The following is a 24,403-nucleotide window of genomic DNA, read 5'->3' as shown; positions in this document are numbered from 1 at the left end:
CCGCGACCGCGGTTGAGCGCCTAGACTTCGCCGATCTTCAGTTCAGGAACCGCCCGTGACTTCCATCTTCTGGTACGACTACGAAACCACTGGCATCAATCCCCGTAGCGACCGCCCGTTGCAGGTTGCCGGGATTCGCACCGACCACGACCTCAACGAAATCGACGCGCCGGTCAATCTCTATTGCCAGCCCAGCGAAGACATCCTGCCGCATCCGGCGGCATGCGCGATTACCGGCATCACCCCGAGCCAGCTCGCCGACAAGGGTTTGAGCGAGGCCGACTTCATGACCCGGGTGCATGCGCAACTGGCGGCGCCCGGTACCTGCGGCGCCGGTTACAACACCTTGCGTTTCGACGACGAGATGACCCGCTACAGCCTGTATCGCAATTTCTTCGATCCCTACGCCCGTGAGTGGCAAGGCGGTAACAGCCGCTGGGACTTGATCGATGTGGTGCGCGCCGCCTACGCACTGCGCCCCGACGGGCTGGTCTGGCCGACCGATGACGAAGGCCGCGTCACCCTCAAGCTCGAACGCCTGACCGCCGCCAACAATATTGACCATGGCCATGCCCACGAAGCGTTGTCGGACGTACGCGCAACCATCGCGCTGGCGCGGCTGATCCGCGAGAAACAACCCAAGCTGTATGACTGGCTGTTCCAGTTGCGCAGCAAGCAGAAAGTCATGGACCAGATTCGTCTTTTGCAGCCGATGGTGCATGTTTCCGGGCGTTTTTCAGCGGCGCGCAATTACATCGGAGTGGTACTGCCACTGGCCTGGCACCCGAAAAACCGTAACGCCTTGATCGTCTGCGACCTGCACCTCGACCCGCAGGGTTTGCTCGACCTCGACGCACAAACCCTGCGCCAGCGCCTGTACACCCGCCGCGATGACTTGCTGGAAGGTGAGTTGCCGGTGCCGCTGAAGCTGATTCACGTCAACCGTTGCCCGGTGGTCGCACCGCTGGCGGTGTTGCGTCCGGCAGATCAGCAACGCCTGGGCCTGGACATGACGCTTTATCAGGAACGGGCACTGCGGCTAACTGACGCACAACTAGTCTGGAAAGATAAAGTTGCGACGATTTATGCCAGCGAAGACTTCACCCCGAGCGAGGATCCGGAACAACAGTTGTACGACGGATTTATCGGTGACCGCGATCGACGTCTATGTGAGCAAGTGAGAACCGCAGACCCTGCGCAATTAGCGCAAGAGCAATGGCCTTTCGATGATGAACGTTTGCCTGAGTTGCTCTTTCGATATCGAGCACGCAACTTTCCCGATACCTTGAATTTTGCAGAGCAGGAACGCTGGAGAATATTTTGCCAGCAGCGTTTGTCGCAAGCCGAAATGGGCGCGCCGAATACCCTCGATTCTTTTGCGCAGGCGCTAGAGCAATGGCTGCCAAATGCTACGCCGATGCAAAACCAGGTACTCGGTGAATGGCAGAATTATGTCGAGGCATTACGCAAACGTTTGAATCTTTGAAATCGAACATGTCCGCCGCACAAATGGCGGGCATAAAAAAACGCCAGCGCAAGCTGGCGTTTGTTTTTATCGCAGATTGCTCTGCGAAGGCGTTGCGGCTTAGCCCAGCAGGGTAGCCCAGCCTTCAACCACGTCACCGCCCCACTTGGCTTTCCACTCTTTCAGAGTTTTGTGGTTGCCACCTTTGGTTTCGATGACTTCGCCGTTGTGCGGGTTTTTGTATTGTTTAACTTTGCGAGCACGCTTGGTGCCGGTAGTTTTTACTGCGCCGCCACGTGGAGCTTTGGATTTTGCATCCGGATCCAGCAGGGCAATGATGTCACGCAGGGACTTGGAGTATTCGCCCATCAGGGTGCGCAGTTTGCCTTCGAATTCCAGCTCGGCTTGCAGTTTGTCGTCTTGCGACAGGTTCTTCAAACGGGCTTGCAGCTCTTTGATAGCTTCTTCGGTGGCGCGGTATTCGTTGATCAAGGACATGATTACTACCTTAGTAGAGTGCTGAATGGCAGGGACAGTGGCGCAATAATAGTCAGGCTGTTTCATCAAGTAAACATTTAACCGGAGTTTTTATTTGAATTAGTTACGGGGAATTAGCGGCAAATTGAATATTCAGTTAAATAGTGTGATGCAGTCATCACAGATATTCACACTTGTCTGATCAAGCAGCGCCATTAGCACGCCATCATGCCGGCGAACGTCCCCGTGAAAACGCCTTACGCCGTGGCGGCGCCCACGCCAGCGCTGATCAATACTGCAGTTTTCCTGCGCAGTCGCTAGAATGGCGGCCTTTGCGAAGTTCTGGAGTTTCCCCTCATGCGCACTTTTCGGCTGGTGATATCTTGCCCGGACCGCGTTGGCATCGTTGCCAAAGTCAGTAATTTTCTGGCAGCCCACAATGGCTGGATCACCGAAGCGAGCCACCACTCGGATAATCAGGTCGGCTGGTTCTTCATGCGTCACGAGATTCGTGCCGATTCGCTGCCATTCGGTATTGAAGTATTGCGCGAGAAGTTTGCGCCAATCGCCGAAGAGTTCTCGATGGACTGGCGTATTACCGATACCGAGCAGAAAAAGCGCGTGGTGCTGATGGCCAGCCGCGAATCCCACTGCCTCGCCGACTTGCTGCACCGCTGGCACAGCGACGAACTGGACTGCGACATCTCCTGTGTTATTTCCAACCATGACGATCTGCGCAGCATGGTCGAGTGGCACGGCATTCCTTATTACCATGTCCCGGTCAATCCGCAGGACAAGCAACCGGCCTTCGACGAAGTGTCGCGCCTGGTCAAACAGCACGACGCCGAAGTGGTGGTGCTGGCGCGCTACATGCAAATCCTGCCGCCGGACATGTGCCGCGAATACGCGCACAAAGTCATCAACATTCACCACAGCTTCCTGCCGTCGTTCGTCGGCGCCAAGCCGTACCACCAGGCTTCCCTGCGTGGCGTGAAACTGATCGGTGCGACCTGCCACTACGTGACCGAAGAGCTGGACGCCGGCCCGATCATCGAGCAGGACGTGGTGCGCGTCAGCCACAGCGACAGCATCGAAGACATGGTGCGTTTCGGCCGTGACGTCGAGAAAATGGTGTTGGCGCGAGGCCTGCGTTATCACCTCGAAGATCGCGTGCTGGTGCATGGCAACAAGACCGTGGTGTTCTGATCGAACTCACACAGGCTTGAAAAACGAAGGGTCTGGGCGTTCAATCGTCCAGGCCCTTTGTCATTTCTGCTTTGAGGAAAAGCCATGACCGATCCACTGGACAAAGCCACTTCCAAAGCACCGGCGACGTTGGGCGAGGGTTGTTTGAGTCGCTACGACCCGGAGGACATGAGCCCGGAGGATGGCACCGAGTTTCCCGGTGCGGCCGAGTTGTGGGAGCAGGTAAAACCAGAGTCGGACGATGAAACAGGCGAAGCCTGAAAAGATCGCAGCCTGCGGCAGCTCCTACATTGAAACCCAATCCCTGTAGGAGCTGCCGAAGGCTCGGGCCGCGATCGGACGATCTTTTATGCTTGCCCCACCTTCATCAGTTTGCGCAACAACGGCCGCCCCAGCATCAACAAAAACACCGGTCCCCCTACTACCAGATAAAAGTAATACGTCACCACCCGCCAGATCAGAATCGCCGCTGCTGCCGTCGATTTCCCCACCATCGGCGCCAACAGCGCCGCCGAGGTCAATTCCGCCGCCCCCGCGCCACCTGGCAACAGACTGAACTGCCCGGCGCCGAGCGAGAGCATCTGCACGAGGAAACTCCACGCCCACTGCAAGTCCGCGCCCAGCCCGCGCAGGGCCAGATACAGCACGCTATAGCGCAGCAGCCAATGCACGCAGGTCAGGGCGAACACTTTGGCCAGGGTTTGCCAGGGCAATTTCAACGTGTCGGTAAACGCGGCGAGAAAGTGCAGCAGCTTGCGCGCCCAACGGCGACGGGTACCGGTCTTGACGTTCATCCTCGCCAACAGACGACCGCTCAGCCGGATCAGGGCGCGGTGGTAACGTGCCAGCAACACGCAACTGAACAGGCCGCCAAACAACGACACGGCGCTGACCATCAGCAGCCATTCGAGGCGATCGCTGAGGTGCTGGAACAGCGCGTAAATCAGAATCCCACTCAACGCACAGAGAAAGAACAGCAAATCGCTGAGCTGGTCCATGGCAAACACCGCACTGCCACGCGCCGGACGTACGCCGCTGCGCGCCAGTAACGCCATGATCGTCAGCGGCCCGCCACTGCCGCCGGGTGTGGCGCAATAGGCGAACTCAGCGGCCATGACCACGCCGAGACTTTTCAGTGGCGTGACGCGCTCGCACTGATCGCCGAGCAACAAGCGTAAACGCAAGGTATTGATGCCCCAGCAAAGCAGGATCATGCCGAACATGACCAGCAGCCAGTGCAGCGGAAAACTTTGCAGACGCGCCCAGATTTCGCCGCCGCCCAGCACCACCGGGATCAGCACTGCCGCGAGCAAGCCGATCAGTAACAGAATGCCGCGACTCATGCGACATGTTCCAGTTGACCGCGCTGTTGTGCCAGCCAGTTGATTTTGCTCATCGGTACGCGTCCATCCGCCAGCAGTTGTTGAAGAGTGTGCAGCCAATAATCACGGGAAAAACGGTGACGCATGTCCACGGGGTGCAAGCCTAGCCGAATCACCGGCGCCTGGCGCCAGCGCTGTTGCCGCTGATCGCTGAGCATTTTCGACAGGCCTCGACGCCAGGCACTGCGGGCGCTCCAGACCAGACCGGGGGCCGCTATGGGGGTGAAGTCCGGCAGAAGATAAAGATGTTGCGGGTCGCTGGTGTAACGCAGCGGCAATTGGCGCAAGGCTTGGCGGGTGCCATCGCTCATCAGCCAGGCCGGGGCGACGAAACCGTGCAGTGGCCAGTTGTGGCGCTGGAACACTTCGATACCGGCGCGCAGTCGGGTCAGGGCGGCGTCGTGGGACAACCGATAGAACTCGCCTTCGTGGGTATAAACGCGGCGCATAAACCAGTCTCGCGGGGTGTGCGGGCCGGGTTCCTGATCGTCATGGTAATAACCGTGCAGCGCCAGTTCATCACCGCGTGCCACGCGTTCGCTGAGCATTCGGGAAAACGCCGGATGAGCGTCGAGCGTGTCGTGGCGGTGGAAGTCCGGCACAACCAGCCACGTCATCGGCACGTTGCCCAGGGCGTCGATCGCTTCAACAAACGGCTGGTAATCCGCCCACGTCGAAGGTGCCACATCGTGCAGCACCAGCAACACGGCGGGTTTGGTGAGTGGCTCAGCCATTGGCAACTCTGGGTAACGAATCACCGAGCACGGCGTGATAGTGACCCAGCAGGCTGTCCACTACCGTGTCCCAGGCGTAATGCTGTTCGACATGTTGGCGGGCTTGCTGGCCAAGCCGGGTGTTGCCACGACTGAATAGCTCACGCACCGCATTGGCCATGGCTTGCGGGTTGTTCGGCGTGCAAAGCAGGCCGCACGATTCATTGACGATTTCGGTAAACGCGCCAGCCGCGACGGCCACCACCGGAATGCCGCAGGCCATGGCTTCAAGAATCACCAGGCCGAAGGTTTCCTGATCGCCGGCATGCAGCAACGCATCGGCACTGGCCATCAATTGCGCGACCCGTGGGGCCGGGCAGAACTCATCGATGACACTGACGTTGTCCGGCACCACGGCGGGCATCGACGAGCCAACCAGCAACAGGTGATAACGCGGGCCCAGCCGCTGCATGCATTTGAGCAGCACTGGCAGGTTTTTCTCTTTCGAGCCTCGTCCAGCGAAGATCAGCAGGCGCGTGTCTTCGGCGAGGCCCAATTCGGCGCGCAGATTACGGTCGCCAGCGTGCGGATGAAAAGTTTGCAAATCGACGCCCAGCGGTTGCACGAAGACATTGCGTACGCCGAGGCTGCGGAGCTTGTCGGCCATGACTTGGCTTGGCGCCAGCACCCGATCGAAATTGCCGTAAAGTTTGGTGACGTAGGCTTCGACATTCGGCGTGAGCCAATGGCCCATGCGATTGCCGACCAGCAGCGGCAGGTCCGAGTGATAGAAACCGATCACCGGCACGTCGAGTTGCCGGCGCGCATCAAGTGCGGCCCACGCCGTGAGGTATGGATCGCCAACTTCGATCAGATCAGGCTGTAAATCCTGCAGGACGTTTCGCCAGGGCGCGAGACGCAGGGGGAAGCGATATCCCTTGCCGAAGGGCAGGGCAGGGGCGGGAACCGTGTAAACGCCGTCGTGTTCGCCGAAATCCGCGCCGGGGATCAGCAGGCTGTGACGAATGCCGGGTTTGAAGCCGAGGCGACGATGTTTGGCATCCAGATACGTTCGTACGCCACCGCTGGCCGGGGCGTAGAACATGGTGATGTCGGCGATATGCACGGTGATCAACCCTCCGCAGCTGTGTTCTCCCTTGGTTGACCTTTATCAAGAATAGATGTTCGGTCGGGATTGCGCGGTAGAGCTGAAGAGCTTCAGAGCGGAGGAGCCCCTCACCCTAACCCTAACCCTCTCCCGGAGGGAGAGGGGACTGACCGAGGTGTCTGGGCTTGATTCATGGAGCTGAACGTCTTCAGTCGAACTCAGGTTTTGAACAGCATGAAGATCGGCTCCCTTTCCCCCTCGCCCCCCTGGGGGAGAGGGCTGGGGTGAGGGGGTAGGCTTTTGATCTTAAATCCGGAAACTACCCACAAGCTGTTTCAGGCGCGAAGCCTGCTGCTCAAGATCCGAGCAAGCGCGCAACGTCGCCTGCAAGTTCTCCACTCCTTCCTGGTTCAGCGTGTTGATCTCGGTGATATCGACATTGATCGACTCGACCACGGCCGTCTGTTCCTCGGTCGCGGTCGCCACCGACTGGTTCATCCCGTCGATCTCGCCAATGCGCTGAGTCACGCTGTTCAAACGCTCCCCGGCAAGGTTGGCGATTTCTACGCTGTCCTGGCTGTGGCGCTGGCTGTCGCTCATGGTACTGACCGATTCACGCGCGCCGACCTGCAGCTCCTCGATCATCGTTTGCACCTGCTGCGCCGATTCCTGAGTGCGATGCGCGAGGTTGCGTACCTCGTCCGCAACCACGGCAAACCCGCGTCCGGCCTCACCGGCCCGCGCCGCTTCGATCGCGGCATTGAGTGCCAGCAGGTTGGTTTGCTGGGAAATGCTGGTGATCACTTCGAGAATCTGGCCGATGTTCACGGTTTTGCTGTTCAGCGACTCGATGTTGCTGCTCGACGCGCTGAGCATGCTCGACAGCTGATTCATCGCCTTGATGCTGCGATCCACCACTTGCTGGCCGTCTTCGGCGAGGCCGCGCGCGTCACTGGCCTGACTGGAAGCTTGCGCGGCGTTGCGGGCGATTTCCTGAGCGGCGGCACCGAGCTGATTGATCGCGGCAGCCACGCTGCTGGTGCGCGAAGCCTGTTGATCGGAGTTGTACATCGACGAGTTCGACGCGGCGACCACACGCAGGGCGACTTCGTTGACCTGGCCGGTGGCCGACGAGACTTCGCGGATCGAGCCGTGGATACGCTCGACGAAGCGGTTGAACGCCGTCCCCAGAACACCGAACTCATCATTATTGACGATGGTCAGGCGCTTGGTCAGGTCACCTTCGCCGTCGGCAATGTCTTCCATGGCGCGGGTCATCACGTGCAACGGCTGGATCAGGATGCGGATCAGCATGCCCAGCAGCGCGAGGATGATCGCCACGGCAATCACGGTGGCAATTACCGCCGAGGTGCGGAACTGGCTGAGCATTGCGAAGGCCTGGTCTTTATCAACCGACAGACCGATGTACCAGTTCACCGACGGCAGGCCTTTGATCGGCGCGAAGGTGACGATACGGGTCTTGCCATCGACCGTGACTTCACTGAAGTCGCTGCTGATGCGCGGGGTGTCCTGTGGATAGGCTTCCTTCAGTGACTTCATCACCAGGGCTTTGTCCGGGTGCACCAGAATCTTGCCGTCGGCGCTGACCAGGAACACATAACCCATGCCGTCGAAATCACGTGCGGCGAGGGTGTCGACCAGCGATTGCAGGCTCAAGTCACCGCCTACTACGCCGACGCTCTGCCCGGCTTTTTTCGAGGCGGTGGCAATCGAGATGATCAACTGACCGGTGGCGGCGTCGATGTACGGTTCGGTCAGGGTCGAGGTGCTGCTGCTCTCGGCACCTTTATACCAAGGGCGCACGCGCGGATCGAAACCGTCGGGCATTTTCGTGTCCGGGCGGATGGTGAAGTGCCCGGTGGCATCACCCAGATAAGTGGCCATGAACGTCGAGGTCAGGGTTTTCTGTTCCAGCAGGCTGGCGACGTTGGCCGGTTCCGGGTTGATGGCGATGTTCTGGGCGGCGTTCTCGATCAACAGAATGCGACCGTTGAGCCAGGTCTGGATATTCCCGGCAGTGACCTCGCCCATTTCGTTGAGGTAGTTGTTCAGATCAGCGCGGATCGCGTTGCGCTGTAGCCAGTCGTTATACAAGGTAAACGAGGCGAATGCGGCAATGACGATGAGGGCGGCGGCAAGCAAAATTTTATGGCTGAAGCGCAGATTTTTGTTCATGGCTTGGGGTTCCGCTAAGGTCTTAATGTCCAGGGCGTGCTTTTATAGAAGCGCGCAAAATGGGCAAGGTTGAAAGTAAGCTGATATTTCCGTCTCTCCTTAGGGAAATGTCCGTCCTGACTTTTGGTCAGGTCCTACACCTCTCTTTATCGGCCATGCAGAATCAAAGATTAACCAACGGGTGACAAAATGCCTGACTCATCGCAACTCGTTATCGGCGCCGACCTCGCGGGGCAGGAAATTGGCCAGGCCATGCGCCTGGCGAACCGGCACGGGCTGGTCGCTGGCGCCACCGGTACCGGCAAGACCGTGACCTTGCAGCGTCTCGCCGAAGCATTCAGTGACGCCGGCGTCGCGGTATTCGCCGCCGACATCAAGGGCGACCTCTGCGGCCTCGGTGCCGCCGGCAACCCGCAGGGCAAGGTTGCCGAGCGCATCGCCGGGATGCCGTGGCTCAACTACCAGGCGCAGGCTTATCCGGTGACGTTGTGGGATATCCACGGTGAGTCCGGTCATCCATTGCGCACGACGTTGAGTGAAATGGGCCCGTTATTGATCGGCAGCCTGCTGGAACTGACCGACAGTCAGCAGTCGGCCCTGTACGCCGCGTTCAAAGTCGCCGATCGCGAAGGCTTGTTGCTGCTCGATCTGAAGGATCTGAAGGCGCTGCTCAATCACCTCAAGGACAATCCGCAGATGCTCGGCGACGACGCCGCGCTGATGACCACCGGTTCCAGTCAGGCGTTGTTGCGCCGTCTGGCGACGCTGGAACAGCAAGGCGCTGAGGCCTTGTTCGGCGAGCCGGCGCTGCAACTGGAAGACATCCTGCAACCGACCGCCGATGGCCGTGGGCGCATTCATCTGTTGGACGCCAGTCGTCTGGTGCACGAGGCGCCGAAGGTCTACGCGACGTTTCTGTTGTGGCTGCTGGCCGAACTGTTCGAGCAACTGCCCGAGCGCGGCGATGCCGACAAACCGCTGCTGGCGTTGTTTTTCGATGAGGCGCACTTGTTGTTCGGCGACACGCCCAAGGCTTTGCAGGAGCGTCTGGAACAAGTGGTGCGGCTGATTCGCTCGAAAGGCGTTGGCGTGTATTTCGTCACCCAGTCGCCGGCGGACCTGCCGGATGACGTGCTCGCGCAGTTGGGTTTGCGTATCCAGCACGGCTTGCGCGCCTTCACCGCCAAAGAGCAGAAATCCCTGCGTGCGGTGGCGGACGGCTTCCGGCCCAATCCGGCGTTTGATACGTTGTCGGTGTTAACCGAACTGGGGATCGGCGAGGCGTTGGTCGGAACCCTCGCCGAGAAGGGCACGCCGGAAATGGTCCAGCGTGTGCTGGTGGCGCCACCGCAATCGCGGATCGGGCCGTTGACCGCTACCGAGCGCACAGTGCTGATCGCCGGGTCACCGTTCAAGGGCCGCTATGACAAGCCGATCGATCGTGAATCGGCGTATGAGATTCTCATGGGCCGTAAGGGCCTGGCGCCGGAAGCCGAAGCACCCGCCGGCAAGCCTGCGGTTGAAGAACCAAGTTTGGCTGACAGGGCCGGAGAGTTTCTCGGCACCGCTGCCGGCCAGGCGCTGAAATCCGCCATGCGCCAGGCCGCGAATAACCTCGGCAAACAATTGGTGCGCGGTTTGATGGGCTCACTACTGGGCGGCAGCAAACGCCGCTGAAAGCAAAGATCGCAGCCTGCGGCAGCTCCTACAGGAATTAATGTAGGAGCTGCCACAGGCTGCGATCTTTTGATCTTGCTTCAGGTTTTGTCTTTGGCGTGCGCCGCAAGACGCTCAAGTGCGGCACGCAACCCCGGATCACTTATCCCGTCCGCCGTTGCCTGAATCGTCGCCGCCGCATCCGTCGACAAATCCATCGTGTGCCCGGCCGCGCCGCGTTGCACTGTTGGCGGTTGCACCTTGAACAGGATCCGCGTCAAGCTGGCGAACTCATCGAACATCTGCAGTTGCCGCTGCAAACGTTTTTGCTGATAGCGCAGGCGGGTGGCCCAGTGGCCATCGGTGACAATCAGCAACAAACTGCCCTCACGCCACGAGGCAACATGGCAATGTTCACGGGCGGCAGGCTGCAGTTGGCTTTCGAGCAGACGCTGCAAATGCCCCAGGCGCTGGGCATGGCCGAGGATGGCTTTGAGCGGCTTGGCTTCGCGCAAGAGAACGGCGGGTGCTTTGGCCGTAAGAGGGCGAAATGCCATGATCGAACACCTGAAGTAACAGAATCGCCATGGTAGCAGAAAGGCCAAACTCACTCGCCCATTGCTTTTGCCCCCGCTTTACCCATTAAATCAACGACTAACTTCTGCCTTGTATGACTTGAAGTTGAGCAAAACGCCCCTATTTTAAGTGAGCCCCGTCAAAGCGCAGTGCCAGCATCGTGGAATATCGCCACTTTCCTCACTTCCGTTTCCGGGTAGAATGCTCGTTCGCATGCGGCCATGAGGGCTGCACGGGCGACGCTCACGGGGCCGCCCTCCATCCCTTTAGTGTGGAAGATCCTGCCGATATGTTTGCGCCTTTGTTAAAGAAACTTTTTGGAAGCAAGAACGAGCGTGAAGTCAAACGCATGCTCAAGACGGTGCAGCTCGTCAATGCCTTCGAAGAGCAAATGGTGGCCCTTTCGGACGATCAATTGCGCGCCAAGACCGATGAGTTCAAGGCCCGCATCGCCAAAGGGGAAACCCTCGACAAGCTGTTGCCAGAAGCCTTTGCGGTCGCCCGCGAAGCCGGCAAGCGCATCATGGGTATGCGCCACTTCGACGTGCAACTCGTCGGTGGCATGACCTTGCACGAAGGCAAGATCGCCGAAATGCGCACCGGTGAGGGTAAAACCCTCGTGGCGACCCTGGGTGTTTACCTCAACGCGCTGTCCGGCAAGGGCGTGCACGTTGTGACGGTGAACGACTACCTGGCCCGTCGTGACGCCAACTGGATGCGTCCGCTGTATGAATTCCTCGGCCTGACCGTCGGCGTCGTGACGCCGTTCCAGCCGCCGGAAGAGAAGCGTATCGCTTACGCCGCCGACATCACCTACGGCACCAACAACGAATTCGGTTTCGACTACCTGCGCGACAACATGGCGTTCAGCATGGAAGAAAAATTCCAGCGCGAACTCAATTTTGCCGTGATCGACGAAGTCGACTCCATCCTCATCGACGAAGCGCGTACCCCGCTGATCATTTCCGGTCAGGCCGAGGACAGCTCCAAGCTGTACATGGAGATCAATAAACTGATCCCGCAGCTGGAACTGCACATCGAAGAAGTCGAAGGCGAAGTCACCAAGGCCGGGCACTACACCGTTGACGAGAAGACCCGTCAGGTCGAACTCAACGAAGCCGGTCACCAGTTCATCGAAGACATGCTCACCGGCGTCGGCCTGCTGGCCGAAGGCGAGAGCCTGTACTCGGCGCATAACCTCGGTCTGTTGACCCACGTTTATGCCGGTCTGCGTGCGCACAAGCTGTTCAACCGCAACATTGAATACATCGTGCAGGACGGCCAGGTCGTCCTGGTCGACGAACACACCGGTCGTACCATGCCGGGCCGTCGTCTGTCCGAAGGCCTGCACCAGGCCATCGAAGCCAAGGAAGGCCTGAATATTCAGGCCGAGAGCCAGACCCTGGCATCGACCACGTTCCAGAACTACTTCCGTCTGTACACCAAGCTGTCCGGCATGACCGGTACCGCCGACACCGAAGCGTTCGAATTCCACCAGATCTATGGTCTGGAAGTCATGGTCATTCCGCCGAACAAACCGTTGGCGCGTAAAGACTTCAATGACCTGGTGTTCCTGACCGCCGAAGAGAAGTACACGGCGATTGTCGCGGACATCAAGGAAAGCATGGCCGCTGGCCGTCCGGTGCTGGTGGGTACTGCGACCATCGAAACTTCCGAGCACATGTCCGCATTGCTGGTGAAGGAAGGCATCGAACACAAGGTTCTCAACGCCAAGTTCCACGAAAAAGAAGCCGAGATCATTGCGCAGGCCGGTCGTCCGGGCGCGCTGACCATCGCCACCAACATGGCCGGTCGTGGTACCGACATCCTCTTGGGCGGCAACTGGGAAGTTGAAGTCGCTTCGCTGGAAGACCCGACCCCTGAGCAGATTGCCCAGATCAAGGCCGACTGGCAGAAGCGTCACCAGCAAGTGCTGGAATCCGGTGGTTTGCAAGTGATCGCATCCGAGCGTCACGAATCGCGCCGTATCGACAACCAGCTGCGTGGCCGTGCCGGCCGTCAGGGCGATGCCGGTTCGAGCCGATTCTACCTGTCGCTGGAAGACAGCCTGATGCGCATCTTCGCCTCTGACCGGGTGAAGAACTTCATGAAAGCCCTGGGCATGCAGCCCGGCGAAGCGATCGAGCACCGCATGGTGACCAACGCGATCGAAAAGGCGCAGCGCAAGGTTGAAGGCCGCAACTTCGACATTCGCAAGCAACTGCTCGAGTTCGACGACGTCAACAACGAACAGCGTAAAGTGATCTATCACATGCGTAACACGTTGCTGGCCGCTGACAACATCGGTGAGACCATCGCCGACTTCCGTCAGGACGTGCTCAACGCCACCGTCAGCGCGCACATTCCACCGCAATCGCTGCCAGAGCAGTGGGACGTAGCCGGTCTGGAAGCGACGATTGCCAGCGACTTCGGCGTAAAACTGCCGATCCAGCAGTGGCTCGACGAAGACGATCACCTGTACGAAGAAACCCTGCGCGAGAAGCTGATGGCCGAGCTGATTGCCGCGTACAACGAGAAAGAAGACCAGGCGGGTGCCGAGGCACTGCGCTCCTTCGAGAAGCAAATCGTTCTGCGCGTACTGGACGACCTGTGGAAAGACCACCTGTCGACCATGGATCACCTGCGTCACGGCATCCACTTGCGTGGCTACGCGCAGAAGAACCCGAAGCAGGAATACAAGCGCGAGTCGTTCACGCTGTTCTCCGAGCTGCTCGATTCGATCAAGCGCGACTCGATCCGTGTGCTGTCGCACGTTCAGGTTCGCCGCGAAGATCCGGAAGCCGAAGAGCAACGCCTGCGTCAGGAAGCCGAAGCACTGGCCGCCCGCATGCAGTTCGAACACGCTGAAGCGCCAGGCCTGGAGCAACCGGAACTGCTCGGTGAAGAGGTCGATGTGGCCCTCGCCGCCGCCCCGGTTCGTAATGAACAGAAGCTGGGCCGCAACGAACTGTGCTACTGCGGTTCGGGCAAGAAATTCAAGCATTGCCACGGGCAGATCCAGTAAAACCCGTTTCAATCGCTGAAATACCCGCGCCGCGACCGGCTCCTGCCGTCGCGGCGTTTTGCCATTTAAACCACCGTCGCTGCGAGCGGCGGTGCTGACATCATTGAGTAAGGAGCGCATTCATGGCTGTTGGTCTTGGTCCTTTGCCAACGTTGCACCCGGTTGCCGGTTTTGAACTCGGTATCGCCTCGGCCGGCATCAAGCGTCCTGGGCGCAAAGATGTCGTGGTGATGCGCTGCGCCGAAGGTTCGACCGTGGCGGGCGTGTTCACGTTGAACGCCTTTTGTGCAGCACCGGTGATTCTGGCCAAGAAGCGCGTGCAGAACGCTGTGCGTTACCTGCTGACCAACACCGGTAACGCCAATGCCGGCACCGGCGAGCCGGGTCTGGCCGCTGCCGAGCGCACCACGGCGAAACTGGCTGAGCTGACCGGCGTTGCCGCCGAGCAGATTCTGCCGTATTCCACCGGTGTGATCGGCGAGCCACTGCCGGTCGAGAAGATCGAAGGCGCGCTGCAAGCCGCGCTGGACGACCTCTCGGAAAACAACTGGGCAGCGGCCGCCACCGGGATCATGACCACCGACACCCTGCCGAAGGGCGCCAGCCGCCAATTCGAGCATGACGGCGTGACCATCACCGTGACCGGCATCAGCAAAGGCGCGGGCATGATCCGCCCGAACATGGCGACCATGCTCGGTTACATTGCCACTGACGCCAAAGTCTCCCGCGACGTGCTGCACAACCTGATGCTCGACGGCGCGAACAAGTCGTTCAACCGCATCACCATCGACGGCGACACCTCGACCAACGACTGCTGCATGCTGATTGCCACCGGCAAGGCTGCATTGCCGCAAATCACCCGCGCTGAAGGCGAGTTGTTCGCCAAACTGAAGCAGGCGGTGTTTGAAGTGTGCATGGATGTCGCCCAGGCCATCGTGCGTGACGGCGAAGGCGCAACCAAGTTCGTCACTGTTGAAGTGAATGGCGGCGGCAATCATCAGGAATGCCTGGACGTCGGCTACACCGTGGCGCACTCGCCGTTGATCAAGACTGCGCTGTTTGCTTCCGACCCGAACTGGGGCCGTATCCTCGCAGCCGTCGGCCGTGCCGGCGTGCCGGACCTGGACGTGAGCAAGATCGACGTTTTCCTCGGTGACGTGTGCATCGCCAGCCGTGGCGCGCGTGCGGCGACCTACACTGAAGCGCAGGGTTCGGCGGTGATGCAGCAGGAAGAAATCACCATCCGTATCGAGTTGGGTCGCGGCGATTGCAGCGAAACCATCTGGACCACCGACCTGTCGCATGAGTATGTGAAGATCAACGCCGAATACCGCACTTGATCTAACCTGAGACCGACTCGCTGCCTTCGCGACCAGGCTCACTCCTACAGTTGCCACAGATCTTCTGTAGGAGTGAGCCTGCTCGCGAAAGCGATGGTTCAGACACAGCAAGTTTTGAAGCTTTCCTCTGACGAAAAGGCGCCACACCATGTCCTTGCACCTGATCATCGGCGACAAACTGCTTTCCTCCTGGTCCCTGCGCGCGGCACTGGCGGTGGAACTGACCGGTGCTCCCTACACGGAAGAACTGATCAAGCTCGGCAAGCCCGACACCCGCGAGCTTTTGCTCAAACATTCGCCGACCGCCAAGGTGCCGCTGCTGCAAACCGCACGCGGGACCATTGCCGACTCGTTGGCCATCGCCGAATACCTCGCCGAACAATTTCCGTCCGAGCAGCTCTGGCCGAGCGATATCTTCGCCCGTGCCCAGGCGCGATCCGCCTGCGCACAAATGCACAGCGGCTTTTTCGCCATGCGAAATCACATGCCGTTCAACCTCAGCCACGACGCGCCGCTTAGCCCGGTGCCGCCGGAGGTGAAGGTCGATATCGAACGCATGCTGACACTGTGGGCCGAATGCCGTGCTGCGGCCACCGAAGCCGGGCCGTACCTGTTTGGTCGCGTGAGTCTGGCCGACGCATTTTTCGCACCGATCGCCGTGCGCCTGCGCACCTATCAGGTACAGCTGCCGGCCACCGATCAAGCCTATGTTGAAACCGTCTACCAATGGCCGGCCTTCAAGGCGTGGCAGAAGGCTGGACTGGAGGAATTGAACCCGTGAAACGCGTACACGTCGCCGCTGCCGTCATTCGTGACGAGAGTGGCAAAATCCTCATCGCCCGCCGTGCCGATACTCAGCATCAGGGCGGCTTGTGGGAATTTCCCGGTGGCAAGGTCGAGGCAGACGAATCAGTCGAAACCGCGCTGGCCCGCGAGCTGCACGAAGAGTTGGGCATCGTCGTTGGTGCTGCCCGACCGCTGATCAAGGTGCGTCACGATTACCCCGACAAGCAGGTGTTGCTGGATGTCTGGGAAGTCTCGGCATTCACCGGCGAACCCCACGGTGCCGAAGGTCAGCCATTGGCCTGGGTCACGGCGAAGGAACTGGTGAGCTACGAATTCCCGGCAGCCAATCAGCCGATCGTGGCGGCAGCGCGTTTGCCGGCGCAATATCTGATCACCCCGGAAGATCTGGAAACCCCGGCATTGCTGCGCGGTATCCAGAAGGCGATCGCTGGCGGGATCAAATTGATCCAGCTGCGCGCCCCGAACGGTTACGACCCCAAGTACCGTGATCTGGCGGTGGATGCTGCGGGTCTGTGCGCAGGCAAGGCGCAACTGATGATCAAGGGGCCGTTCGAGTGGCTCGGCGATTTCCCTTCGGCTGGTTGGCACATCACCTCTGCACAGTTGCGAAAATACGCAGCGGCGGGGCGTCCGTTGCCGGCGGAACGCTGGTTGGCGGCGTCGTGTCACAACGCTGAGGAATTGGCGTTGGCGGAACAGATGGGCGTGGATTTTGTAACCCTGTCGCCGGTGCAGCCGACCCTGACGCACCCGGATGCGCAGCCGTTGGGCTGGGAGCAGGCCGGGGCGTTGATTGAAGGCTTCAGTAAACCGGTGTTTCTGTTGGGCGGGGTTGGCCCGGTGGAGTGTGAGAAGGCCTGGAATCATGGTGCTCAAGGTGTAGCCGGGATTCGCGCGTTCTGGCCTGATTCGCTGTAAAGGCTGCTGGCCTCATCGCGAGCAGGCTCACTCCTACAGGGACCGTGTTTCTTCTGATGGAATGCGGTCAACTGTAAGAGTGAGCCTGCTCGCGAAGGCGTCCTTCAAATCACTGCAAATCTAAGGCTTGGCAGCAGGTTGCCAGAGAATCTCCGCAATCCCCTGCCGCCGCGCAATCAACCGCGCCGCGACAAACAACAAATCCGACAACCGATTGATGTACGCCAGGCCAACCCCGGCCAACGGCTCAAGCGCATTCAAATGCTGACAGCGCCGCTCGGCACTGCGCGCCAGGCTGCGACACACATGCGCCTGTGCAATCAGCATCGATCCACCCGGCAAAATGAAATTCTCCAGCGGCCCCAGCTCTTCATTCCAGACATCGATCGCTGCTTCCAGCCGTTCGATTTCCGCCGCGTTCAACGCCTGATACTCCGGCATCGCCAGCTCGCCACCGAGATCGAACAGCCGATGCTGACAAGGCGTCAGCACCTCGATCAATTCATCCAGTCCCGGAAACGCCTCTCGCTCGGCAATCAATCCGGCCAACAGCACGCCGACCTGACTGTTCAGCGTATCGACCTCGCCAATCGCCTCGATGCGCGGGTGATCCTTTGGCACGCGACGGCCGTCGCCCAGGCCGGTTTCGCCTTTGTCGCCGGTGCGGGTGTAGATCTTCGACAAGCGAAAGCCCATGGGTTACCTCGGTAGTTGATTGGTTTCGGCGGCGATGGCGGCAGGCTGCGTCAAGGGCAGGCGCAAGGTGAAGCAGGTGCCCTGGCCGGGCGCGGACTGCACTTCCATCTGGCCTTTGTGATTATTGGTAATGATGAAATACGAAACCGACAAGCCCAGCCCGGTGCCCTGACCGATTTCCTTGGTGGTGAAGAACGGCTCGAAGGTGCGTTTGCGCACGTTCTCGCTCATGCCGATGCCGTTGTCTTCAACCTGAATCTCGGCCCACGGCGGATTGAGTTTGGTCCGCAGGATGATCCGCCCCGGCTCACTGTCGTCCTCGCGCTGGTGAATCGCCTGCGCAGCGTTTTTCAGCAGATTGAGCAGCACTTGCTCAAGTTCGTTGGCGGTGCCCGGCACCGGGCCAAGTGTCGGATCAAACTGGCGGACGATCGCCTGTCCCTTGAAGTCGAAGCCGATGGCCAGATCGAAGTCGTTGCCAGCAATATCGACCGCTTGATCAATCAATGCCGGCAGATCGCACGGGGCCATCTGGCGCGTGCTGCGGCGACTGAAACTGAGCATGTGCGTGACGATTTTCGCCGCCCGGGCGCCAGCCTGCTGAATGCCATCGAGCAACTGCGGCACTTCGCGGCCTTGCAGGTAACGGTTGACCGTGTCGATTTCAATGCCCAGTTGCTCGGCGGTTTCGAGGTTCTTCGGCAGCTCGGCGGACAGCCGCCGACGAATGTTCTGCACGTTATGCAGAATCGCGCCCAGCGGGTTGTTGATCTCGTGGGCCATGCCGGCGGCGAGACCGCCGACCGAAAGCATTTTCTCCGACTGCACCATCATTTCTTCCAGCGACAGGCGCTGGGTGATGTCGTCGATACGGATCACCACGCCGCGCCCGGCACCGCCCATCAGTGGATAAAACGTCAGTGCGTAATGCTTCGGTTCATCGTCCTTGAACCATGTCACCCGCTCGATTTTCGCCACCGTGTGCTGTTCGACGGTCTGCTTGAGCTGCGGCAGAAACGGCTTCAGCGGCTCGAAGGCGAGGAAGATCGGCTGGTTCAGCGCTTCGTCCAGGCGCGTGCCGGAGAGCGCGCTGGCTTCCTGATTCCATTGGGTGACGTAGAGTTGCTCGTCGAGGGCGATCAGCGCCGAGGGCATCGAGTCGATGATGCTGTTGAGGTAGTTCTGGAAACCGGTGAGTTTCTTCTCGATCTTGCTGCGCACCTGGACTTCGAGTTCCAGCTTGCGGTTGGTGTGGCGGGTCTCCTCGGCCAGCCCTTGTGCCTGATCGTAAGCCGCCTGCGAGTCATCGCGGGCGCGCTTGAGCTGCTGCTCGCGAGCTTCAATGCGCGAAAGCATGGTGTTGAACGCCTCGGCGAGGCTGCCGATTTCGTCGTGGTTGCCGCGCGAGGCGCGCAGGGCGTAGTTCTCTTCGCGGGTCACCTGGCGCGAGAGTTCTTCCAGCTCATGGATCGGCCGGGTGATCAGGCGTTTGATCTGCCGGGCAATCACCAGCCACAGCAACACACTGAAAATCAGGATGCCGAGGCTCGCAGTCAGAGTGCCGGTGTAGAACGCCATCGGCAGTTCGCTGCTGGCCACCAGCAACAAATGTCCCGGCGCGGTGCCGGGGCGGGGCAGGGTGATCAACTGGTTGCTGCGAAACTCGGTCAGTTGCCAGGCTTCGATATGCCGATAGCGTTCCGGCAGTTTGAGTTTGTCGCCGCGCTGCACCTGCGCCAGCCGTTCGCCTTTGCCGTCGTACAGGGCGGCGGCGCGCAGCGGTGAATAACTGTCGAGTTCCTTGAGCAGGCGTTCGGCACTTTGTGGCGATTGCAGGGCTTCGCTGACCAGACTCGGGTTGGCGATCAGTCGGCCGATGGTCTGCAAGGCTTGTGGCGCCATGCTTTCCTGCGAGATGTAGTAGGCGGCGCTGATAAAAGTCAGGTTGGCGACCAGTAAAACCGTGGTCAACAACACCAGCAGGGCGGCCAGCAGTTTCTGGCCGACCGGCAGGTTTTCGAGGCGCTGGCGCAATGGCATCAGGTTTATCGCAGCAAAGGAACAAGTGGCCAGCGTAGCCGCTGCTCAGTCGCTGGGCAATCCAAGGCTGTGCAGATGAGCGATCAGCCGTTGCTGCAATTGCTTGAGGTGCGGCAGGTTCAGTTGGTGGCGCGCGGCGACTGCGCAGGCGTGCCCCAGCAGATAACTGATTTCGGTGCGGCGCGCGTTGGCGACGTCCTGATACATCGAGGAGTAATTGGCGGCGGTAGCGTGAATGACGCGTTCGACTTCTGCTTGCAGGTTGTCCGCCGCTGCCGGCTGGCCGCAACGCTGCAGCAATTCCGCCAGCTCAGCGCACAACGTCGCGACTTCGCATTGGTGTTGTTGCAGGCCACCGTTGCGGCAGCCGTGCAATACGGTCAGCGGGTTGATGGCGCAGTTGAGTGCGAGCTTGCGCCACAGGCGGGTGAGGATGTCGGTGCTCCACTCGTGGGGGATTTTCGCCGCGTGCAGATCATCCAGCCAGATTGGCGCGACCGGATGACCGGCATCGCCGAGCCAAGTGAAGCCGTGGCCGGCAAACACCACACGCCAGTCGCCATCGCGGAACGCGCCTTCGGTGCTGGAAGCGCTGATACAGCGTGCATGCGGAATTTGCGTGGCGACGGCATCCTGACTGCCGAGGCCATTCTGCAGCAGGATCAGTTCGGCATCCGGCGACAGGCGCGGGGCGAGGCGGGCGACTGCACTTTCGGCGTCGTAGGCCTTGCAGGCTACCAACAAGCGCCGGATCGGCTCGGGGCTGTCCGGCGTTTCACCCGGCACCGCATAGGTGCTGGCCTGGCCTTGTTCGACCAGGGTCAGGCCGCCCGCGGTCTGGTAACTGCGCAGGCGTTCGCTATTGCGCACGATCAGCCTGACCGGTATGCCTGCGCGTGCCAGGCGCGTGGCCCATAAGGTGCCGAGACTGCCGGCGCCGAGAATATGCCAGGGGGTCGACATCAGTTTTTTGCTCGAATGGTTGCAGGCATGTAAGGCGCGCCGTGTCGTCAGGAAAAGACCCGTTATAATGAGCCCGATTTTAACCGCAAGCCAAGCGCGCTCCATCCTCATCGAGCGCGCCTTTTTATTGGAGAGATTACATGCCGTCGTTCGACGTGGTATCCGAACTGGACAAACACGAACTCACCAACGCGGTCGAGAACGCCGTGAAGGAACTCGATCGCCGTTATGACCTGAAAGGCAAAGGCAGCTTCGAGTTCAAGGAAAAAGACCTCACCGTCAGCCTGACCGCTGAAGCCGGGTTCCAGCTGGAAGCGATGATCGAAATCCTCAAGCTGGCACTGGTCAAGCGCAAGATCGACGTGCAGTGCCTTGAGGTCAAGGACGAGTACGCATCGGGCAAGTTGATGAAGCAGGACGCCGTGCTCAAGGAAGGTATCGACAAAGAGCTGGCGAAGAAGATCGTCGGCCACATCAAGGACGCCAAGCTCAAAGTCCAGGCTGCCATTCAGGGCGAGCAGGTCCGTGTCACCGGCAAGAAGCGTGATGACTTGCAAGAGGCCATCGCGGCACTGCGTGCCAAGGAATTCGGCATGCCTCTGCAGTTCAACAACTTCCGCGACTAAGCTCGGTCAGATGACCTGTGGGAGCGAGCTTGCTCGCGAAAGCGATGTGTCAGTCAACTCATTGGCTGAATGACCCACCGCTTTCGCGAGCAGGCTCGCTCCCACATTTGTTTTGAATACACCCCGGAAAGCCGGAAATCAGGAGATAGAACATGGATTTGAATGCTGAGGTAGACAACCTGGTCAAGGCGTCCCAGGCGTGGATCCCGATGATCATGGAATACGGCAGCCGCGTGCTGCTGGCGGTGATCACCCTGGCCATCGGCTGGTGGCTGATCAACAAGGTCACGCAAAAGCTCGGCGGTCTGCTGGCCCTGCGCAACGCCGATCTGGCGCTGCAAGGTTTTATCAGCAGCCTGGCCAACATCATTCTCAAGGTGCTGCTGATTGTCAGCGTCGCGTCGATGATCGGTGTTGAAACCACCTCGTTCGTGGCAGCCATCGGTGCTGCCGGTCTGGCCATCGGTCTGGCGTTGCAAGGCAGCCTGGCGAACTTCGCTGGCGGCGTGCTGATTCTGCTGTTCCGTCCGTTCCGTATCGGTGACTGGATCGAAGCGCAAGGTGTCTCGGGGACGGTCGACAGCATCCAGATTTTCCACACCGTGCTGCGTACCGGCGACAACAAGACCATCATCGTGCCGAACGGCAATCTGTCGAACGGGATCATCACCAACACCAACCGTCAGCCAACCCGCAAGGTTGTGTTCGATGTCGGTGTCGATTACGAAGCTGATCTGCAGAAGGCCCGTCAGGTGCTGCTGGATCTGGCCAAGGATGATCGCGTATTGCAGGACCCGGCACCCCAGGCGGTCATTTCGACTTTGGGTGACAGTTCGATCACTGTTTCCCTGCGTGTGTGGGTTAAAACCGCAGATTATTGGGATGTGATGTTCATGTTTAACGAACAATCGCGTGATCGTTTAAAGACTGCCGGCATTGATATTCCTTTTCCGCAACGCGTGATTCGCGTGGTGCAGGAATCGGCAACACAATGATAGGTTGCTAATTAATTGCCTGACTTCTCGGTCAGGCAATTAACTGAAGTGACAGGCAATAAAAAAGGCCCATCGCAAGATGGGCCTTTTTTTATGCTTCGAAACTAACCACTGACAATTACAAGATGTTCAGTGGGTATTCGGTGATCAGGCGGAACTCTTTGACGTCGCCTTCGCCCTGGTCAGCGTTGGCAGTGTGCCAGGCTTGACGAATGCGGAAGGACAGGTCTTTAGCCGGGCCAGTCTGAACAACGTACTTGGCTTCAAAGTTGGTTTCGTGGTGTTTGCCATCTTCACCGTACAGGCCGGTGTAAGGGCTGCCAGCTGGAGTGCTGGTACCGTCGATGTCCCAACCTTTAACGTAACGAACCATGAAGCTCAGGCCTGGAACGCCGTACTCAGCCATTTTCAGGTCGTAACGGGCTTGAACCGATTTCTCGCCAGGACCGTTGAAGTCAGAGTACTGGATGGAGTTGGCGAGGAAGATCGAGTCGCCACCACGGTTGTTCTTGCCCACACCGATGTAGTCGAACGGAGTGTCGCCGTTGACCTTCTGGAAGGCCAGGGTGAAGGTGTGTGCCTTCAGGAACGACAGCGCTGTTGCCAGGGAGAAGGCAGTGTTGCTGATTTCACCCGCCAGCTTGTCACCGGTGTCGGTGGTGCGGTAGATGTTGAAGTCGGTGTTCAGCGAGGTGTCACCACTGAAAGGCGTGGTGAGGTTCACGTTGGCGTAGTACTGGTTCCAGATGTCTTCCAGCTTGGCGCCGTAGAGCGATGCGCTCAGGTTTTCGGTGATGCCGTACTTGCCGCCGAAGTAGTCGATAGTCTTCGATTCTACGCCAGCGTAGTTCGCGTACAGGCCGCCATCACTGGCGTTTTTGTCCTGGCTGCTCGCCGAGTAGAAGTGACCGGCTTCGAGGTCGAGGTCTTTGACTTCGCTGCTCTGCAACTGGAAGCCAGTGGCAGTTTGCGGAAGGATGCGGGAGCCGCCGACAGCGAACACTGGAGCAGTGCTAGGCTGCATGTCGCCGAATTTTAGCTCGGTTTTGGAAACGCGGAACTTGATCGAAGCGCCGGCTTTGCCCTGGCTGTCGTTAACGTCGCGAGCGCCGTTGTTAGGGTTGACGGTGTCGCTGCGGCTCATGTTGCCCGAACCGGAAGTACCGTCACCACCGTCCAGTTTCAACGCCAGGTAACCGTATGCATCGATACCTACACCCACAGTACCTTGGGTGTAACCGGAGGTGAAGTTACCAAGGAAACCCTGGGTCCAGTCTTTCTGGTCGCGGCCGCCGTTCTTGTTGTCGCGGTTGAAGTAGTAGTTCTTCAACGTCTCGGTGAGTTTCGCGTCGTCAACAAAACCTTTGGCTTCTGACTGGTCACTTACAAACGCAGCGGCCGTAGCCAACTGAGTACTGGCTGCTGCTGCAACTGCCAGTGCGATCATGCTCCACTTCATCACGCGCATCGTGATTTGCTCCTTTGGTTTTAGAAGAGTACTGCCGTCCCACCTGTTTTATTATCTGGGCGGCTCTTTCTTTTTGTGTCGGCGCAAACTTATATCACGCCGACAATGTTGGCGATACTTGCTAATCCAACCTTTCAGCTTCTTTACGACGGTGTCGCAAACGGCGTTGTGGATGTCGCAAATTCACAGTACCAATGCAGCCGGACTGACAACTTTATCGCTGTTTCTGGGCCTTTTTGCATCGGTAAAAAAGAGTCCCTGGCAAAACACTTGAATCTCCATCGGGCAACCCTGCCACTGTTCTTATGGGGCTTAAGGCATCCACTTCCAGTGGTGCGCTTATAGTCCATATGGGTACGAATGCAACAAGCGTGCACAAACCGCGTTTCTCTTGCGGTTATTTTTTCGAACACCCGCCTGTGCCTGTAAAAACCGCATGAATACTGGGCGCCAAGCCCCTTTTTATCAGGGCTTGACGCGATTCTTGCGATGGTGTTGCCACACCGGAAATCGCGCGTGACAACCAAAAACGTTACCGGTTCACCCCGCCAGTGAGTATTCGGCGGATGCCTGACGCAGTGAGCGTAGTCGCGCTGTACGGTTTTGGTGCAAAAAATTTTACAGATGTTCAGTATTCATACAGTTGGCGCGGCACAGCAAATGGAACGAGAGCAGCAATTTCGGTCATTTCTTCGGTCTTTCAGGCGCTGCTGGTTCCGTGGTGGTGCGCGTGGTGCATAAATGTC

At 59.2% G+C, this 24,403-nt stretch carries 20 protein-coding genes and 1 pseudogene; 10 read left to right on the top strand and 11 right to left on the bottom strand.

The features are described 5' to 3' along the window. Positions 1–55 precede the first annotated feature (55 nt). Positions 56–1,486, top strand: a complete 1,431-nt coding sequence (gene sbcB, locus ACIPZE_RS09975) for an exodeoxyribonuclease I (RefSeq protein WP_283439262.1) — start codon at positions 56–58, stop codon at positions 1,484–1,486. 99 nt (positions 1,487–1,585) lie between these two features. On the opposite strand, the gene mvaT is transcribed toward sbcB, so the two are convergent. Then, positions 1,586–1,963, bottom strand: coding sequence for a histone-like nucleoid-structuring protein MvaT (mvaT, locus tag ACIPZE_RS09970; RefSeq protein WP_064391821.1), 378 nt, complete (start codon positions 1,961–1,963; stop codon positions 1,586–1,588). A gap of 336 nt (positions 1,964–2,299) precedes the next feature. On the opposite strand from mvaT, the gene purU reads away from it, so the two are divergent. Next, on the top strand, positions 2,300–3,148 hold the full coding sequence (purU, locus tag ACIPZE_RS09965) for a formyltetrahydrofolate deformylase (RefSeq protein WP_016983125.1): 849 nt from the start codon (positions 2,300–2,302) through the stop codon (positions 3,146–3,148). Positions 3,149–3,232: 84 nt separating this feature from the next. Continuing rightward, positions 3,233–3,409, top strand: a complete 177-nt coding sequence (locus tag ACIPZE_RS09960) for a hypothetical protein (protein ID WP_283439261.1) — start codon at positions 3,233–3,235, stop codon at positions 3,407–3,409. A gap of 86 nt (positions 3,410–3,495) precedes the next feature. On the opposite strand, the gene ACIPZE_RS09955 is transcribed toward ACIPZE_RS09960, so the two are convergent. The 5 genes and pseudogenes from ACIPZE_RS09955 to ACIPZE_RS09935 form a co-directional block, all read right to left on the bottom strand. Next, positions 3,496–4,491 carry a YbhN family protein gene (locus tag ACIPZE_RS09955; RefSeq protein ID WP_400772648.1) on the bottom strand — a complete coding sequence of 332 codons (996 nt, stop codon included), beginning with the start codon at positions 4,489–4,491 and terminating at the stop codon, positions 3,496–3,498. Next, positions 4,488–5,264 carry a DUF2334 domain-containing protein gene (locus ACIPZE_RS09950; RefSeq protein WP_400772646.1) on the bottom strand — a complete coding sequence of 259 codons (777 nt, stop codon included), beginning with the start codon at positions 5,262–5,264 and terminating at the stop codon, positions 4,488–4,490. Before ACIPZE_RS09950 ends, ACIPZE_RS09955 begins: the two co-directional genes overlap by 4 nt. Then, a complete protein-coding gene (locus ACIPZE_RS09945) occupies positions 5,257–6,348 on the bottom strand; it encodes a glycosyltransferase family 1 protein (RefSeq protein ID WP_283439487.1) in 1,092 nt (363 codons plus the stop codon). The genes ACIPZE_RS09950 and ACIPZE_RS09945 overlap by 8 nt, the downstream gene beginning before the upstream one ends. Before the next feature lie 309 nt (positions 6,349–6,657). Continuing rightward, a complete protein-coding gene (locus ACIPZE_RS09940; protein ID WP_372238489.1) occupies positions 6,658–7,422 on the bottom strand; it encodes a methyl-accepting chemotaxis protein in 765 nt (254 codons plus the stop codon). Between the two features lie 93 nt (positions 7,423–7,515). Then, positions 7,516–8,547: pseudogene (locus ACIPZE_RS09935) on the bottom strand (cache domain-containing protein); the annotation flags it as partial. A gap of 189 nt (positions 8,548–8,736) precedes the next feature. Here ACIPZE_RS09935 and ACIPZE_RS09930 point away from each other — a divergent pair. Continuing rightward, positions 8,737–10,224 carry a helicase HerA-like domain-containing protein gene (locus ACIPZE_RS09930; protein ID WP_283439257.1) on the top strand — a complete coding sequence of 496 codons (1,488 nt, stop codon included), beginning with the start codon at positions 8,737–8,739 and terminating at the stop codon, positions 10,222–10,224. 80 nt (positions 10,225–10,304) lie between these two features. Here ACIPZE_RS09930 and ACIPZE_RS09925 read toward each other — a convergent pair whose 3' ends face one another. Next, positions 10,305–10,760, bottom strand: coding sequence for a DUF721 domain-containing protein (locus ACIPZE_RS09925; protein WP_129395245.1), 456 nt, complete (start codon positions 10,758–10,760; stop codon positions 10,305–10,307). A 308-nt stretch (positions 10,761–11,068) separates the two neighbouring features. Between ACIPZE_RS09925 and secA the strand changes: the two genes are divergently transcribed. From secA to ACIPZE_RS09905, 4 genes are all read left to right on the top strand, one after another. Further along, positions 11,069–13,804: a preprotein translocase subunit SecA gene (gene secA / locus ACIPZE_RS09920; RefSeq protein WP_129395244.1), complete on the top strand. Its 2,736-nt coding sequence runs from the start codon at positions 11,069–11,071 to the stop codon at positions 13,802–13,804. 122 nt (positions 13,805–13,926) lie between these two features. Beyond that, positions 13,927–15,144, top strand: a complete 1,218-nt coding sequence (gene argJ, locus ACIPZE_RS09915; protein WP_129395243.1) for a bifunctional glutamate N-acetyltransferase/amino-acid acetyltransferase ArgJ — start codon at positions 13,927–13,929, stop codon at positions 15,142–15,144. 148 nt (positions 15,145–15,292) lie between these two features. After that, positions 15,293–15,925, top strand: a complete 633-nt coding sequence (locus ACIPZE_RS09910; RefSeq protein ID WP_400772643.1) for a glutathione S-transferase family protein — start codon at positions 15,293–15,295, stop codon at positions 15,923–15,925. Further along, a complete protein-coding gene (locus tag ACIPZE_RS09905) occupies positions 15,922–16,869 on the top strand; it encodes a Nudix family hydrolase (RefSeq protein ID WP_400772641.1) in 948 nt (315 codons plus the stop codon). Before ACIPZE_RS09910 ends, ACIPZE_RS09905 begins: the two co-directional genes overlap by 4 nt. 120 nt (positions 16,870–16,989) lie before the next feature. Here ACIPZE_RS09905 and ACIPZE_RS09900 read toward each other — a convergent pair whose 3' ends face one another. The 3 genes from ACIPZE_RS09900 to ACIPZE_RS09890 are packed head-to-tail and all read right to left on the bottom strand — an operon-like array spanning position 16,990 to position 20,568. Beyond that, entirely contained in the window at positions 16,990–17,565 is a 576-nt protein-coding gene (locus tag ACIPZE_RS09900; protein ID WP_283439253.1) for a cob(I)yrinic acid a,c-diamide adenosyltransferase, read from the bottom strand. Between the two features lie 3 nt (positions 17,566–17,568). After that, entirely contained in the window at positions 17,569–19,605 is a 2,037-nt protein-coding gene (locus ACIPZE_RS09895; RefSeq protein WP_129395239.1) for an ATP-binding protein, read from the bottom strand. A 45-nt stretch (positions 19,606–19,650) separates the two neighbouring features. Then, positions 19,651–20,568: a putative 2-dehydropantoate 2-reductase gene (locus tag ACIPZE_RS09890; protein WP_400772639.1), complete on the bottom strand. Its 918-nt coding sequence runs from the start codon at positions 20,566–20,568 to the stop codon at positions 19,651–19,653. 140 nt (positions 20,569–20,708) lie between these two features. Here ACIPZE_RS09890 and ACIPZE_RS09885 point away from each other — a divergent pair, with 140 nt between their 5' ends. Then, positions 20,709–21,194 (top strand): YajQ family cyclic di-GMP-binding protein, encoded by a 486-nt coding sequence (locus tag ACIPZE_RS09885; RefSeq protein WP_042560649.1) that lies wholly within the window; start codon positions 20,709–20,711, stop codon positions 21,192–21,194. A 152-nt stretch (positions 21,195–21,346) separates the two neighbouring features. After that, positions 21,347–22,189, top strand: coding sequence for a mechanosensitive ion channel family protein (locus tag ACIPZE_RS09880; RefSeq protein WP_064391795.1), 843 nt, complete (start codon positions 21,347–21,349; stop codon positions 22,187–22,189). A gap of 118 nt (positions 22,190–22,307) precedes the next feature. Here ACIPZE_RS09880 and ACIPZE_RS09875 read toward each other — a convergent pair whose 3' ends face one another. Next, the gene (locus ACIPZE_RS09875; protein ID WP_283439251.1) at positions 22,308–23,657 is read right to left on the bottom strand and encodes an OprD family porin; all 1,350 of its coding nucleotides are present in this window, start codon (positions 23,655–23,657) and stop codon (positions 22,308–22,310) included. Between the last annotated feature and the right edge of the window lie 746 nt (positions 23,658–24,403).

The organism is Pseudomonas sp. NPDC089741, from assembly GCF_044748825.1.
Lineage (GTDB): Bacteria > Pseudomonadota > Gammaproteobacteria > Pseudomonadales > Pseudomonadaceae > Aquipseudomonas > Aquipseudomonas helmanticensis.
The sequence above is the reverse complement of the archived record's forward strand: the minus strand, read 5'-3'. Positions and strand labels throughout refer to the sequence as shown.

Excerpts from the sequence above, each read along its gene's own strand:
- argJ (WP_129395243.1), top strand. The coding sequence starts at position 13,927 with ATGGCTGTTGGTCTTGGTCCTTTGCCAACGTTGCACCCGGTTGCCGGT.
- ACIPZE_RS09900 (WP_283439253.1), bottom strand. The coding sequence starts at position 17,565 with ATGGGCTTTCGCTTGTCGAAGATCTACACCCGCACCGGCGACAAAGGC.
- ACIPZE_RS09945 (WP_283439487.1), bottom strand. The coding sequence starts at position 6,348 with ATGTTCTACGCCCCGGCCAGCGGTGGCGTACGAACGTATCTGGATGCC.
- purU (WP_016983125.1), top strand. The coding sequence starts at position 2,300 with ATGCGCACTTTTCGGCTGGTGATATCTTGCCCGGACCGCGTTGGCATC.
- ACIPZE_RS09910 (WP_400772643.1), top strand. The coding sequence starts at position 15,293 with ATGTCCTTGCACCTGATCATCGGCGACAAACTGCTTTCCTCCTGGTCC.
- ACIPZE_RS09895 (WP_129395239.1), bottom strand. The coding sequence starts at position 19,605 with ATGCCATTGCGCCAGCGCCTCGAAAACCTGCCGGTCGGCCAGAAACTG.
- ACIPZE_RS09940 (WP_372238489.1), bottom strand. The coding sequence starts at position 7,422 with ATGTACAACTCCGATCAACAGGCTTCGCGCACCAGCAGCGTGGCTGCC.
- ACIPZE_RS09885 (WP_042560649.1), top strand. The coding sequence starts at position 20,709 with ATGCCGTCGTTCGACGTGGTATCCGAACTGGACAAACACGAACTCACC.
- ACIPZE_RS09875 (WP_283439251.1), bottom strand. The coding sequence starts at position 23,657 with ATGCGCGTGATGAAGTGGAGCATGATCGCACTGGCAGTTGCAGCAGCA.
- ACIPZE_RS09930 (WP_283439257.1), top strand. The coding sequence starts at position 8,737 with ATGCCTGACTCATCGCAACTCGTTATCGGCGCCGACCTCGCGGGGCAG.
- ACIPZE_RS09890 (WP_400772639.1), bottom strand. The coding sequence starts at position 20,568 with ATGTCGACCCCCTGGCATATTCTCGGCGCCGGCAGTCTCGGCACCTTA.
- ACIPZE_RS09925 (WP_129395245.1), bottom strand. The coding sequence starts at position 10,760 with ATGGCATTTCGCCCTCTTACGGCCAAAGCACCCGCCGTTCTCTTGCGC.
- ACIPZE_RS09955 (WP_400772648.1), bottom strand. The coding sequence starts at position 4,491 with ATGAGTCGCGGCATTCTGTTACTGATCGGCTTGCTCGCGGCAGTGCTG.
- mvaT (WP_064391821.1), bottom strand. The coding sequence starts at position 1,963 with ATGTCCTTGATCAACGAATACCGCGCCACCGAAGAAGCTATCAAAGAG.
- ACIPZE_RS09950 (WP_400772646.1), bottom strand. The coding sequence starts at position 5,264 with ATGGCTGAGCCACTCACCAAACCCGCCGTGTTGCTGGTGCTGCACGAT.
- secA (WP_129395244.1), top strand. The coding sequence starts at position 11,069 with ATGTTTGCGCCTTTGTTAAAGAAACTTTTTGGAAGCAAGAACGAGCGT.
- ACIPZE_RS09880 (WP_064391795.1), top strand. The coding sequence starts at position 21,347 with ATGGATTTGAATGCTGAGGTAGACAACCTGGTCAAGGCGTCCCAGGCG.
- ACIPZE_RS09960 (WP_283439261.1), top strand. The coding sequence starts at position 3,233 with ATGACCGATCCACTGGACAAAGCCACTTCCAAAGCACCGGCGACGTTG.